Below are 14,106 nucleotides of genomic sequence, written 5' to 3'. Positions count from 1 at the left end.
TTTGACGCGCTGGGGCTGTTCCCGCTGCAGATTAACCCACACTTTACCAACGCGCTGCCGCAAGGACATCAGGGCGAAACCCGTGAGCAGCGCATTCGTGAACTGCTGGTCGTGGCTCCGGAGCTGACGATCATCGGTCTACCGGAAGGCAACTGGATTCAGGTAACCCAGGGCCACGCCACGCTCGGCGGTCCAAATCCGACGCTGGTGTTCAGAGCCGGCGAGGAAGCGATGGCCCTGAGCGCAGGCCATCGTTTCTGAACCTCGACCACACTTTTCCCGGAGGCGGTACTGCGCATCTGTCCGGGCTACCCGTCCGCAGACGACGATGGACAATCGCCCAGTGAGGCGCAGCGGTAGCTCGGTTAAGCGTAGCGCGAGCCGGGGGCAGGCAACAAGCGCTTAATAATCATCGCGCTCATCGTCCTCATCCGGCTGCTCCATCACGCTGTATGCCACCGAGCAGAACAATGAGTTCAGGCGTTTCATATCCCCCAGTAACCCCAGGTGCAGCGAGCTGGTCTCGATGCTCTGTACGTTCTGCTGGTGCAGACGGTCGACGTGCGCATGCGAGTAGCGGCGGTTGAGAATGCGGAAACGATGCTTGTTGCGGCGCAGGCGTCGGGCGCTCGGGACATCGCTGGAGAAAAAGACCGACATCGCCAGTTGCAGGTTGCTCAGCAGTTGCTCATACAGCCCGTCCAACTCCTTCAGCCCTTCCACCGAAAAGGCGCGCCGCGCCGCCAGCGATTTATCAGCGATTTCACTCCCCATTCTCTCGACGATATCGGAAGCCTGCTCCAGATTGAGCGCCATTTCGATGATCTCCGCCCAGCGGCGGGATTCCTCTTCGGCCAGCTCATCTTTCGGCATGCGGGCCAGATAGAGCTTGATCGCGGTGTAGAGCACGTTGATATCGTCAGCCAGCCTGCGCAGCTCTTTCGCCTCCCGCGGCTCGCCATGAATCACCTTGTGCAGCCCCTCGAGCATCTGCTCCATCGCGTCGCCAATGCGCAACGTTTCGCGCGCGGCATTCGCCAACGCCAACGCCGGCGTATCCAGCGCCGTAGTATCCAGATGTTTTGGTTTGAGATGGAGATCCAGCTCAGGATCTTCACGAATCATCCGCTTACAGAGTCTGGCCATGGGATCGGCAAACGGCACCATCGCCACGCAGCGAATCAGGTTGTAGAAAACATGGAAGTAGATGACCAGTTCCGCTTCCGGCAGCGGCATACGATGCATCGCATCGGCCAGCACATGCACAAACGGCAGAATAATCAGGCTACCCACCAGCTTGAACAACAGACTGCCGAGCGCCACGCGACGTGCAGACGCGTTGGCGGCGCCGTTGTTAATCATCGCCAGAATCCCCGAGCCGAGGTTGGCGCCAATGACCAGGCACAGCGCAACCGGAAACGAAATTACGCCGGTTGAAGTCAGGGTTGCCGTTAACAGCACGGCCGCCAGGCTGGAGTAGCTGATGATGGCGAACATGGCGCCAATCAGCGCATCCAGCATAATGTCGCCAGTCAACGAGGCGAAAATCACCTGCACGCCATTTGCCTGGGTGATGGGATGAACCGCCTGTACAATCAGTTCCAGCGCTAACAGGATCAACCCCAGACCGATCCCCACCCGTCCAAGCTGGCCGGCACGCGTTTGTTTGCGACCGAGGAAAAAAACCACGCCGATAAAAATCAGCAGCGGCGACAGCCATGACAGATCGAAGGTCAGCACCCTCGCCATCAATGCGGTCCCTACATCGGCCCCCAGCACAATCACCAGCGCAGGCGTCAGCGCGACCAGATCCTGAGCGACAAATGAGGTGACCAACATGGTGGTGGCATTGCTGCTCTGAACCAGAGCCGTGACGCCAATTCCCGCACAAAAAGCGAGCGGTTTTTTCTCAACGCTACTACTGAGGACAGAACGCAGGCGCGCGCCAAATACACGCATCACGCCGGTACGAACGATGTGGGTCCCCCAGACCAGCAGGGCAACAGCAGACAACAGATGCAGCAGAGTTAACACGGATTCTTATTCTCCTTATTATCCGACGGATAAATACCAATAACCCGTTCTGAACGCGCCAGGCTTATCCGGGCGATATCGTCCGGGCCGATATCAGTCGATGCCGGCCGTTCTGGATCACTACTCCAGTATAAGGGTTTCACCACAATAAAGAGACAGGGCGCCTCAATGGTGCCCTGTAAGTTGTAAGCTAAGATGACGGAGTTGTGGCAGGTCGCGTTCTAATCCGCGTCATATCCCAGGTTTGGCGCCAGCCAGCGTTCTACTTCCGCAGGCGTCATCCCTTTACGCTGGGCGTAATCTTCCACCTGATCGCGCTGAATTTGCGCCACCGCGTAATACTTGCTGTCAGGATGGCTGAAGTACCAGCCGGAAACCGATGCGCCCGGCCACATGGCGAATGACTCTGTCAGCTTCATGCCAGTATGCGCCTCGACATCCAGCAGTTCCCAGATCACCGCTTTTTCCGTGTGCTCCGGGCAAGCCGGGTAGCCCGGCGCGGGGCGGATCCCCTGGTAGTTTTCGCGGATCAGCTCCTCGTTGCTGAAGTTCTCATTCGCCGCATAGCCCCAGTAGACCTTACGCACGCGTTCATGCAGATATTCGGCAAACGCTTCCGCCAGACGGTCGGCGATGGCTTTTACCATGATCTTGTTGTAATCATCGTGCTGCGCCTCAAACGCTTCCGCCAGCGCGTCCTCTTCTAGCCCGCCGGTTACCGCAAACGCGCCGAGGTAGTCCGCTTTGCCGCTGAGCTTCGGTGCCACAAAATCGGCAAGGCAATAGTTGGCAAAGCCGACTTTCTCCGTCTGCTGACGCAGATGGTGGCTGACCGTCAGCACATGAGTTCGGGTTTCATCGCGATAGATTTCAATATCATCCCCCACGCGGTTTGCCGGGAATAGCCCCACCACGCCGCGCGGATTCAGCGTCTTCCCAGCACTGAGCTTATCCAGCAACTCGTTAGCATCGTGAAACAAGCGCTTCGCTTCTTCACCCACCACCTCGTCTTCGAGGATACGCGGGTATTTACCGGCCAGCGACCAGGTCATAAAGAAAGGTGTCCAGTCGATGTAGTTGCGTAGGGTTTCGATGCTGGCTTCGACACTCTGCACACCCAGACGATGAGCAACCGGTGGCGTGTAACTGGCCCAGTCAAAGGCCAGATCGTTTTCACGGGCGGCCTGTAATGTGACTGGCGGCGTGCGCGGCTTCTTACGGGCATGCTGGACACGCACGGTTTCGTACTCGCGACGCGTGCGCGCAACAAACTCATCGTGCTGGATGTCGGAGAGCAGGGCCGAGACCACGCCCACGGTACGCGAGGCGTTCTGCACGTAGACCGTCGGACCGCTGTAGTTCTGCTCGATTTTGACCGCCGTATGAGCCTTCGACGTCGTGGCTCCGCCAATCAGCAGCGGAATCGTAAAGCCCTGGCGTTCCATCTCTTTCGCCACGTTGACCATTTCGTCCAGCGATGGCGTAATCAGCCCGGAGAGGCCAATCAGGTCGGCATTCACTTCGCGGGCGGTTTTGAGGATTTTGTCCGCCGGCACCATCACGCCAAGATCGATAATTTCGTAGTTATTGCACTGCAGCACCACACCAACGATATTTTTACCGATGTCGTGGACATCGCCTTTCACGGTCGCAATAACCATCTTGCCGTTGCTGGAGCCTTTTTCCTTGCTGGCTTCGATATACGGCTCCAGATAGGCCACCGCCTGTTTCATCACGCGGGCCGACTTCACCACCTGCGGCAGGAACATTTTACCTTCGCCGAACAGGTCGCCGACCACGTTCATGCCGTCCATCAGCGGACCTTCAATCACTTCTATCGGACGAGCGGCCTGCTGGCGTGCCTGTTCAGTATCCAGCTCGATAAACTCGGTAATGCCTTTTACCAGCGAGTATTCAAGCCGTTTTTTCACGTCCCAGTTGCGCCATTCCGCCTGCTGCGCGTTGGCGGAATCATCCGTTTTGCTGCCGCGGTATTTTTCCGCCAGTTCCAGCAGACGCTCGGTGCCGTCAGCATGACGGTTGAGGATCACGTCTTCGACGGCATCGCGCAGCTCAACCGGCAGATCGTCATAAATCGCCAGCTGGCCGGCATTAACGATCCCCATATCCATGCCGTTACGGATGGCGTAGTACAGGAAGACGGCGTGAATCGCTTCGCGAACCGGATCGTTGCCACGAAACGAGAAGGAGACGTTAGAGACGCCACCGGAAATCAGCGCGTGGGGCAACTCGCGTTTAATATCTTCGCAGGCGCCGATAAAGTCCTGCGCATAGTTGTTGTGCTCTTCAATACCGGTCGCAACGGCGAAAATATTGGGGTCAAAAATAATATCTTCCGGCGGGAAACCCACCTCTTCGGTCAGAATTTTGTACGCCCGGCGGCAAATTTCAATTTTGCGCGCGCGGGTGTCGGCCTGGCCAATTTCATCAAAGGCCATCACCACCACGGCAGCGCCGTAGCGACGCACCTTCTTCGCATGCTCGACGAAGGCTTCTACGCCCTCTTTCATCGAGATGGAGTTGACGATACCCTTACCCTGAATACATTTCAGACCCTTTTCGATGACGTCCCATTTCGAGGAGTCGATCATAATCGGTACGCGGGCAATATCAGGCTCGCCGGCGATCAGATTAAGGAAACGCACCATCGCCGCTTCGGCGTCGAGCATCCCCTCATCCATGTTGATATCGATAATCTGCGCGCCGCTTTCCACCTGCTGACGGGCGACATCCAACGCTTCGTTATATTTTTCTTCTTTAATCAGGCGTTTGAACTTGGCTGAGCCGGTCACGTTGGTGCGTTCGCCGACGTTAACAAACAGGCTGTCGTCACCGATATTCAGCGGCTCCAGGCCAGCCAGACGGCAGGCGACCGGGATCTCCGGCAGCGCGCGCGGCGCGAGGCCCGTCACGGCGCGCGTCATGGCGGCGATATGTTCCGGCGTCGTCCCGCAGCAGCCGCCAACGATGTTCAGGAAGCCCGATTCCGCCCATTCGCCAATTTGCGCGGCCATGGTATCAGCGTCCAGATCGTATTCGCCAAAGGCGTTCGGCAGCCCGGCATTGGGGTGCGCAGTCACGTAGCATTCGGCAATACGCGACAGTTCCTGCACGTACTGGCGCAGCTCATCTGGCCCCAGCGCGCAGTTCAGGCCGAAGGTGAGCGCATCGGCATGACGCAGGGAGTTATAAAAAGCTTCCGTGGTTTGCCCGGAGAGCGTACGCCCGGAAGCGTCGGTGATGGTGCCGGAGATCATGATCGGCAGTTCAACGCCCAGCGTCTCAAACTCCTCTTTCACGGCGAAGATCGCCGCTTTGGCGTTCAGGGTATCGAACACGGTCTCGATCAGAATCAGGTCAACGCCCCCTTCTACCAGCGCTTTGGTGGACTCGCGGTAAGCTTCCACCAGCCCATCAAAGGTAATGTTGCGGTAGGCCGGGTCGTTAACATCCGGGGAAATAGAGGCTGTGCGGTTGGTCGGACCGAGGACGCCGGCGACGTAGCGCGGTTTTTCCGGCGTGCGGGAAGTCCACTCATCGGCGCAGGCGCGGGCCAGTTTTGCGGCGGCAAAGTTGATTTCCGCCGACAGGGATTCCATCTGGTAATCCGCCATCGCGATAGTGGTCGAGTTAAAGGTGTTGGTTTCAATGATATCCGCCCCCGCCTCAAAGTAGGCGTCGTGGATAGCGGTAATCACATCCGGCTTACTGAGCACCAGCAGATCGTTATTGCCTTTCAGATCGCATGGCCAGTCGGCAAAGCGTGCGCCGCGGAAGTCCTCTTCGCTCAGACGATAGCCCTGGATCATGGTGCCCATGCCCCCATCCAGAACCAAAATACGTTTTTTTAACTGCTGATGCAGTTGTTCAACTTTGCTGCTCACACTCGCTCCCGACAACACTCAACCAGACCGAAAAACCTCAACAGACCATACTGGCATAAAGCACCAGAGTGGAAAAGAGAACGGCGGACAATATGAGACATGTTCAGCTTAACTCATCCGATCAGTCCGGTTGTGATTGCAAATTCGGCAAATAAAATGAAAAGTATTTCCACGATACAGAAAAAAGGAATCTGCGATGGCCACTCCCGTTCCCGCTAAGCGCGGCAGAAAACCCGCGACGCCCGCCGCCCCTCAGGCTGGCGGCCAGGTTCAGTCGCTCACCCGTGGATTAAAATTGCTTGAATGGATTGCCGAGTCCCACAGCAGCGTGGCACTGACCGAGCTGGCTCAGCAGGCCGGTCTGCCCAACTCCACCACCCATCGTCTGCTGACGACCATGCAGCAGTTGGGCTTTGTCCGCCAGGTTGGTGAGCTCGGCCACTGGTCTGTGGGGGCACACGCGTTTGTGGTCGGCAGCAGCTTTCTGCAAAGCCGCAATCTGCTGGCAATCGTCCACCCTATCCTGCGCCAGCTGATGGAAGACTCCGGTGAAACAGTCAATCTGGCGGTGCTGGATCACAGCGATCATCAGGCGATTATTATTGATCAGGTACAGTGTACGCAGCTGATGCGCATGTCGGCGCCGATTGGCGGCAAACTCCCGATGCACGCCTCCGGCGCGGGTAAAGCATTCCTGTCACAGCTCAGCGAGGAGCAGATCACCGGTCTGCTGCATCGCAAAGGGCTGCATGCTTATACTCACGCTACGCTGGTCTCCCCGGTCCATCTGAAAGAGGATTTAGCCCAGACGCGCAAGCGCGGTTATTCTTTTGATGATGAAGAACATGCTCTCGGTTTACGCTGCGTCGCCTCCTGTATTTATAACGAACACCGCGAACCGTTTGCCGCAATCTCTATTTCCGGGCCGATTTCCCGGATGACCGACGATCGCGTCACCGAACTGGGTGCCCTGGTGATTAAAGCGGCGAAAGAAGTGACGCTGGCCTACGGCGGAATGCGATAAATGAGCGATCTGAAATCATACTGGCAGGATAAATACCCTTCTGCTTTCTGCTGGTCTTTCGGCGATTCACCGGAACTGGCCGACGAACTGGCGGCCCTGGTCGTGGCGGGGAAAAAACGAGCCACCTGCGGCTCGCTTGTCAGCTATCAGCAAGAGCAGCCGCCCGTGACGCCAGAGGCATATCACATTGTGCTGGACGGCAAAGGAAAAGGTGTATGCGTGATACGCACCCTGGCGCTCAGGCTCATCCGTTTTAACGAAATGAGCCCGGAGCTCGCCGCCCTGGAAGGCGAAGGTGATTTGAGCCTGGCTTACTGGCAGCAGGCTCATCAGGCATTTTTTGCGCGAGAAGGCAGCTGGTCACCCGATATGGAGCTGGTCTTTGAAGAGTTCGCCGTGATCGAAGTGGCCTGAGCAGCACGCCTACCCTGCCTGCTGCAACGCGCCATAACGAACGCAAAAACGCTGACGGCGGCGGTAGGCATAGACATCTTCCACATGGCCGTGACGAATGCGCGTCTGCAGTTCTCGCCAGTAGTCTGCCCGCAGCAGATCGGCGTGCATCTCTTCAAACAGCGGGCCGATGCGCGGGTCGGCGCACAGCCAGTGACGAAACTCTTCCGGGAAGACATCTCCCGGAGAGACGCTGTACCACGGTTCGCTCGCCAGCTCATCTTCCGGATAGCGCGGCGGCGGAATGTCGCGGAAATTCACTTCGGTCATGTAGCAAATTTCATCATAATCATAGAACACCACCCGGCCATGGCGGGTCACGCCGAAATTTTTAAACAGCATATCGCCGGGGAAAATATTGGCGGCGGCAAGCTGGCGAATGGCGTTGCCATACTCCTCCACCGCATCACGCAGCGCCTGGCCGTTCACCTGCTCCAGCCAGATATTCAGCGGAACCATCCGCCGTTCAATATAGAGATGGCTAATGACCAGGCGATCGCCAAGATCGGTGATTTTTGCGCCGGCTTCCGTCTGCAGTAACGTCATCAGCGCCGGGGCAATCTGCCGTTTTTCCAGTACGAAGTTTTCAAACTCCTGGGTATCGGCCATTCTCCCGACGCGATCATGTTCTTTTACCAGCTGATAGCAGGCGCGGACGTGGGCCGCGGTCATCTCTTTTTGCGGCGCAAAGCGGTCTTTGATCACCTTAAATACCCGGTCAAATCTTGGCAGAGTAAAGACCAGCATCACCATGCCGCGGATGCCCGGCGCCTCAATAAACTGCTCATCGCTGTGGGTAATATACTGCAGGTATTCGCGATAGCTTTCCGTCTTCGCATGCTTCTGGCAGCCAATCGCCATATACAGTTCGGCGGTGGTTTTACCCGGCAGAATATCGCGCAGCCATTCAACCAGCGCACCAGGCAGCGGCGCGTAGACCATAAAATAAGAGCGGGCGAAGCCAAACACGATGCTCGCTTCGGCGTGGGTCGTCAGACAGGTATCAATAAACAGCTCACCCTCCTCGCTGCGATGGACAGGTAGCAGAAACGGCAGGGTTGCCACTGGCGTAACCAGCTTACCCACCAGCCAGGCGGCTTTATTGCGATAGAAGAGTTCGTTCGCGATCTGCAAATGGGAGCGGGACAACATCTCGCTTCCCAGCGCTTCCTGCAGACTGGCGCTAATGTAGCCGATGTCGCGCGCCTTGTTTTGCCACGGCAGACGCAGGGGTAAGTCGGAGAGAACCTTGCTTAACAGTGTCTCCCAGCCGCGGTCGGGAAAGAAGTTTTTCGCCAGCGGACGTGGCAGAGAACGGAAGCTACGCTCCGGCTGAGAACTGAAAATAAAAAGCCGCTCGGGTGTCAGCGAGCGGTGGTCAAACAACCGACAATAAACAGAATTAAAAAAGCTTTCCGCAATCTCAAAGCGAGGGTAATCCGGCAGCAGGTGCGTGTATTGCTCTTTCACCCGCAGCAAAAAATCCACGTCGGTACTTTTGCCTTCGGTAATACAGCGCAGCTGTTCCACCACCAGCCCGACGTGATGATCATAAAGGTGGATTCGCTGCTTCATGGCCTGCTGAACCGCATGCCAGTCGGCATGTTCAAAACGCTGCTGCGCGCCTGAAGTGACTTCCAGAAAACGCCCGTACTGCGCGTCAAAGCCCTGTAAAATCGTGTGTGCAATCAATAATTCCAGGCCACGCGTCATCGCTTTTCCCCATCCAGCATCCGGTCATGCCGGATGGCGCGTTCGCTTATCCGGCCTACCGCTTTCGTAGGCCCGGTAAGCGCAGCGCCACCGGGCAGCAATCAGAACTGCTCTTCTTCCGTTGAGCCGGTCAACGCCGTTACCGAAGAAGCTCCGCCCTGAATAATTGTGGTGACTTTATCAAAGTAGCCAGTGCCCACCTCCTGCTGATGAGAGACAAAGGTGTAGCCATCTTTAGCCGCCGCAAACTCCGGTTGCTGCACTTTCTCAACGTAGTGCTTCATGCCTTCACCCTGCGCATAGGCATGGGCCAGGTCGAACATGTTGAACCACATGCTGTGGATCCCCGCCAGCGTGATGAACTGGTATTTGTAACCCATATCGGACAGCGCCTGCTGGAAGTGAGCGATGGTGTTGTCATCAAGATTTTTCTTCCAGTTGAACGACGGCGAACAGTTGTAGGCCAGCAGTTTGCCCGGGAAGCGCGCGTGAATCGCCTCCGCAAAGCGGCGTGCCTGCTCCAGATCGGGTTTTGAGGTTTCACACCACACCAGATCCGCATACGGTGCATAGGCCAGGCCGCGACTGATCGCCTGTTCGATGCCGGCATGGGTACGGAAAAATCCTTCGCTGGTGCGTTCGCCGGAGACAAACTCGCGATCGTACGGATCGCAGTCTGAAGTAATCAGATCGGCAGCATCAGCATCCGTTCGCGCAATCACCAGCGTAGGTACGCCCATCACGTCCGCGGCCAGGCGCGCCGCGATCAGCTTCTGAATGGCTTCCTGCGTCGGCACCAGCACTTTGCCGCCCATATGGCCGCATTTCTTCACCGATGCCAGCTGATCTTCAAAATGAACGGCCGCTGCACCGGCTTCAATCATCGATTTCATCAGCTCGAACGCGTTAAGCACGCCGCCAAAACCCGCTTCAGCATCCGCCACGATCGGCAGGAAATAGTCGGTATAGCGCGGATCGCCCGGTTCAATTCCCGCCGACCACTGGATCTGATCCGCGCGGCGGAATGTGTTGTTGATCCGATCCACCACCGCAGGTACCGAGTTTGCCGGATACAGCGATTGATCCGGATACATACTGGAGGCGAGGTTCGCATCCGCCGCCACCTGCCAGCCGGAGAGATAAATTGCCTCGATCCCGGCTTTCGCCTGCTGCAATGCCTGCCCACCCGTCAATGCGCCAAGGCTGTTGATGTAACCTTTTTTCGCTTCGCCATGTAGCAGTCGCCACATTTTGGCCGCCCCCAGCTGTGCCAGCGTGCATTCCGGGTTGACCGAGCCGCGCAATTTCACCACGTCCTCTGCGCTATAGGGGCGGGTAATGCCTTTCCAACGCGGTTGTGTCCACTCTTTGTTTAATTCTTCGATTTGTTGGATACGGGTTTTCATGTGGATGCTCCATTATTTTTTCCTGGCTCCCCAGGTGTTATCAGTGAAAGCAGTTTGGCCGCAGCCAAAAAGACAAACAAAATTGCCCGATGATTACGCCAGCAGGCGGTAGCCCGGTAGCGTCAGGAAGTCGATTAACTCCTCTGAGGTGGTGATCTGTTCCATCAGGCGCGCGGCATCATCAAAACGCCCGCTGCTGTAGCGGTGTTCGCCGAGCTCCTCCTGAATCACCATCAGTTCTTCCGCCAGCCACTTACGGAACAGCGTCTTGGTGACCGGCGTGCCGTCACTGAGGGTTTTCTGATGGTGAATCCATTGCCAAATGGAGGTCCGAGAAATTTCGGCGGTCGCCGCGTCTTCCATCAGACCGTAAATCGGGACGCAGCCATTGCCGGAGATCCAGGCTTCAATGTACTGCACCGCGACGCGAATATTGGCACGCATCCCCGCTTCTGTACGTTCGCCCTCACAGGGCGCCAGCAGTTGGTCGGCGGTTATTGGCGCATCTTCTTCCCGGTCGACAAACAGCTGGTTGGGGCGTTCGCCCAATACCTGGTTAAAGACCGCCATGGCGGTATCTGCCAGCCCCGGATGCGCTATCCAGGTCCCGTCGTGGCCGTTTTTCGCTTCCAGTTCTTTATCTGCGGTAACTTTCGCGAGGACCTGGCGGTTACGCTCGGCATCTTTGCTGGGGATAAACGCCGCCATTCCCCCCATCGCGAACGCGCCACGTTTATGGCAGGTCTTAATCAACAGACGCGAATAGGCACTGAGGAACGGTTTATCCATCGTGACAACCTGACGGTCGGGTAAGACGCGGTCGCCATGGTTTTTTAATGTTTTGATATAGCTGAAAATGTAATCCCAACGCCCGCAGTTCAGACCCACAATATGGTCCCGCAGCGCATGCAGAATTTCATCCATCTGGAACACCGCAGGCAGTGTTTCAATTAACAGCGTGGCCTTGATCGTGCCGCGCGGCAGCCCAAACCGGTCTTCGGTGTAGCTGAAGACATCGCCCCACCATGCCGCTTCCTGCCAGGCTTGGGTTTTCGGCAGGTAGAAGTAAGGACCGCTGCCTTTTGCCAGCAGGTTTTGGTAGTTGTGGAAAAAATAGAGCGCAAAATCAAACAAGCTACCGGGAATCGACTCACCGCGCCATGTAACATGCTTTTCCGGCAGGTGCAGGCCGCGCACGCGGCATACCAGTACCGCCGGATTGGGCTTCAGTTGGTAAATCTTGCCGTTTTCATTGGTGTAGCTGATGGTGCCATTCACTGCATCGCGCAGGTTAATCTGGCCATCAATGACTTTATTCCAGTCCGGCGCCAGCGAGTCCTCAAAATCTGCCATAAAGACTTTCACGTTGGCATTGAGGGCGTTAATCACCATTTTACGCTCTACCGGCCCGGTGATTTCCACCCGACGATCCTGTAAATCGGCGGGAATACCGCGAATAGTCCAGTCACCACTTCTAATGGAAGCTGTTTCCAAAATAAAATCAGGCAGACTTCCAGCGTCAATCGCCTGCTGTTGCTGAATACGCGCCGCCAGTAGTTTATTGCGTTCAGGCGTAAAGCGGCTCACCAGTTCCGTCAGAAACTCCACCGCCTCAGGCGTTAAAATCTGCTTTTCCTGCTCGCCATACGACCGATTGAAGGCCAGTTCGTCAGTTATTGTCGCCTGTTGCGTCATTTTGTAGCTCCTATTGGTTGATCCAGTTGGCGCGAGTGAACGATCGTTGTCTGATTTTCGCTCAACACAATTAAGACTACTCAATAAAATTACAAAATCAAAAACAATTTCCATTTTTAATTTAATATAATTACAACACATTGATAACATTGAAATTAAAGTTATTCTTTACTGTGAGTTGAATTTCGAAAACAAAAAAGGCACCCGAAGGTGCCAGAGGCAAAATGCTGAAACGCTTTAGGATCGCGTTATCTGGAGGATTAATCCAAAGTCGGATTCATATTCCGCAGATCGTATGGAGTGATCTGGTAGACGTAATAGTTAAGCCAGTTTGCAAACAGCAGATTTCCATGACTGCGCCAGGTGGCTCGCGGTTTGTTTTGCGGATCGTTTTGCGGAAAATAATTATACGGGATGTCCGGACTCAGGCCGGCTTCCACATCGCGGAAAAATTCGCTGGCCAGGGTGTGGGCGTCGTATTCCGGGTGACCGGTCACAAAGGCAATTCGCTTATCTTTGCTGGCAAACAGGTAGGCATCCCCCTCTTCCGTTTCTGCCAGGATCTCTAAATCGGTATAATCGCGAATCAGCGCCGCCGGGAAATCCGCATAGCGAGAGTGCGGGGCGAGGAAAAAGTCATCAAAACCGCGGGTCAGCAACGCATGAGGATGCAGAATATGATGCTCATAAACGCCGGAAATTTTTTCTGCACGGGTCTGCTTAGGAATGCCGTACAGAATATTGAGTGCGGCCTGTACCGCCCAACAGACAAAAAGCGTAGAGGTGACGTGATCTTTCGCCCACTCCAGTACCTGTTTGATCTGCGGCCAGTAGGCAACATCGTTAAATTCGACCAGTCCCAGCGGTGCGCCGGTGACGATCAGACCGTCAAAGTTCTGGTTGCAAATATCGTCGAAGTTACAGTAGAAGTTATTCAGGTGTTCACTTGGCGTATTGCGGGATTCACGCGCATCGATACGCAGGAGCTGGATATCAAGCTGCAGTGGAGAGTTCGAAAGCAGGCGCAGAAACTGATTCTCCGTCTCGATTTTTTTTGGCATCAGGTTAAGGATAAGTACCTTCAGCGGACGAATTTCCTGAGTTGTTGCACGCGTAGTCGTCATCACAAAGACGTTCTCATTACGCAAGAAATTGACGGCTGGTAGCTCGTCCTGCACCCGAATCGGCATAACTTGATTACCTCATAGCATACGTATAAACGTTTAGACATCCAGACAGCTAACAATAACCAGGAATAAGGAAAATGTCGAGTCTGCAAGCGGAAGGTGAGAAAGTTTCAACCATCTCCAGAAGAGAATACAGCGGTTAATCGCAAGGAAATATCATGAGTATAATGATTCGACGTTCGCGCAGTGATGAGAGCGAACAACTGATTGAAATCTGGCGTCGTTCTGTTGATGCAACGCATCACTTTCTTTCAGTGCAGGACCGAAGGGAAATTGAGCGCCAGGTGTGCGCGTTTTTTCCTCAGGCACCGCTCTGGGTTGCGGTCACCAATGAGGACCAACCCTGCGCATTGATGCTGCTTTCCGAACAGCATCTGGAAGCCCTTTTTGTTGATCCTGATTTCCGCGGTATCGGTGTGGGTCGGCAGTTAGTCAGGTATGCTCTGGAATTGATTCCGGGACTTACAACCGATGTGAATGAGCAGAACACGCGAGCAGTAGGGTTTTACACGAATATGGGGTTTGTGGTTAACGGGCGATCCGAACATGACGACCATGGCCGACCCTACCCGCTGCTTCATTTGCGTTATGACGCGCGTTAAAACGCAAAAAGCCCGTCCGTCTGGACGGGCTTCTTACCGACTGGATGCCTGGTGATTGTCTGCCGGACAGCACTCCCCGGCGGACCG

General features: G+C 55.6%; 10 protein-coding genes. 4 read left to right on the top strand and 6 right to left on the bottom strand.

The window, feature by feature from the left end; translation table 11 throughout:
* Positions 1-261, top strand: a 261-nt coding sequence (locus tag ACZAHD_RS17370) for a Type 1 glutamine amidotransferase-like domain-containing protein (RefSeq protein ID WP_462457882.1), incomplete at its 5' end; no start/stop codon positions are given.
* A 141-nt stretch (positions 262-402) separates the two neighbouring features.
* On the opposite strand, the gene ACZAHD_RS17365 is transcribed toward ACZAHD_RS17370, so the two are convergent.
* Both ACZAHD_RS17365 and metH read right to left on the bottom strand, forming a co-directional pair.
* The gene (locus ACZAHD_RS17365) at positions 403-2,034 is read right to left on the bottom strand and encodes a Na/Pi cotransporter family protein (RefSeq protein WP_462457881.1); all 1,632 of its coding nucleotides are present in this window, start codon (positions 2,032-2,034) and stop codon (positions 403-405) included.
* Positions 2,035-2,255: 221 nt separating this feature from the next.
* Positions 2,256-5,939 carry a methionine synthase gene (gene metH / locus ACZAHD_RS17360; protein ID WP_462457880.1) on the bottom strand — a complete coding sequence of 1,228 codons (3,684 nt, stop codon included), beginning with the start codon at positions 5,937-5,939 and terminating at the stop codon, positions 2,256-2,258.
* Positions 5,940-6,135: 196 nt separating this feature from the next.
* Between metH and iclR the strand changes: the two genes are divergently transcribed.
* Both iclR and ACZAHD_RS17350 read left to right on the top strand, forming a co-directional pair.
* On the top strand, positions 6,136-6,963 hold the full coding sequence (gene iclR / locus ACZAHD_RS17355; RefSeq protein ID WP_462457879.1) for a glyoxylate bypass operon transcriptional repressor IclR: 828 nt from the start codon (positions 6,136-6,138) through the stop codon (positions 6,961-6,963).
* Between the two features lie 9 nt (positions 6,964-6,972).
* On the top strand, positions 6,973-7,377 hold the full coding sequence (locus tag ACZAHD_RS17350; protein WP_462457883.1) for an ASCH domain-containing protein: 405 nt from the start codon (positions 6,973-6,975) through the stop codon (positions 7,375-7,377).
* 9 nt (positions 7,378-7,386) lie between these two features.
* On the opposite strand, the gene aceK is transcribed toward ACZAHD_RS17350, so the two are convergent.
* The 4 genes from aceK to metA form a co-directional block, all read right to left on the bottom strand.
* Positions 7,387-9,129: a bifunctional isocitrate dehydrogenase kinase/phosphatase gene (gene aceK / locus ACZAHD_RS17345; protein ID WP_462457878.1), complete on the bottom strand. Its 1,743-nt coding sequence runs from the start codon at positions 9,127-9,129 to the stop codon at positions 7,387-7,389.
* Between the two features lie 101 nt (positions 9,130-9,230).
* Entirely contained in the window at positions 9,231-10,535 is a 1,305-nt protein-coding gene (aceA, locus tag ACZAHD_RS17340; protein WP_462457877.1) for an isocitrate lyase, read from the bottom strand.
* Positions 10,536-10,628: 93 nt separating this feature from the next.
* The gene (aceB, locus tag ACZAHD_RS17335; protein WP_462457876.1) at positions 10,629-12,230 is read right to left on the bottom strand and encodes a malate synthase A; all 1,602 of its coding nucleotides are present in this window, start codon (positions 12,228-12,230) and stop codon (positions 10,629-10,631) included.
* A gap of 260 nt (positions 12,231-12,490) precedes the next feature.
* Positions 12,491-13,420, bottom strand: a complete 930-nt coding sequence (gene metA, locus ACZAHD_RS17330; protein ID WP_462457875.1) for a homoserine O-succinyltransferase MetA — start codon at positions 13,418-13,420, stop codon at positions 12,491-12,493.
* Positions 13,421-13,575: 155 nt separating this feature from the next.
* Here metA and ACZAHD_RS17325 point away from each other — a divergent pair, with 155 nt between their 5' ends.
* On the top strand, positions 13,576-14,019 hold the full coding sequence (locus ACZAHD_RS17325) for an acetyltransferase (RefSeq protein WP_462457874.1): 444 nt from the start codon (positions 13,576-13,578) through the stop codon (positions 14,017-14,019).
* Positions 14,020-14,106: the final 87 nt, after the last annotated feature.

The sequence above is a fragment of the Raoultella sp. genome, assembly GCF_039594335.1.
Lineage (GTDB): Bacteria > Pseudomonadota > Gammaproteobacteria > Enterobacterales > Enterobacteriaceae > Klebsiella.
The sequence above is the reverse complement of the archived record's forward strand: the minus strand, read 5'-3'. Positions and strand labels throughout refer to the sequence as shown.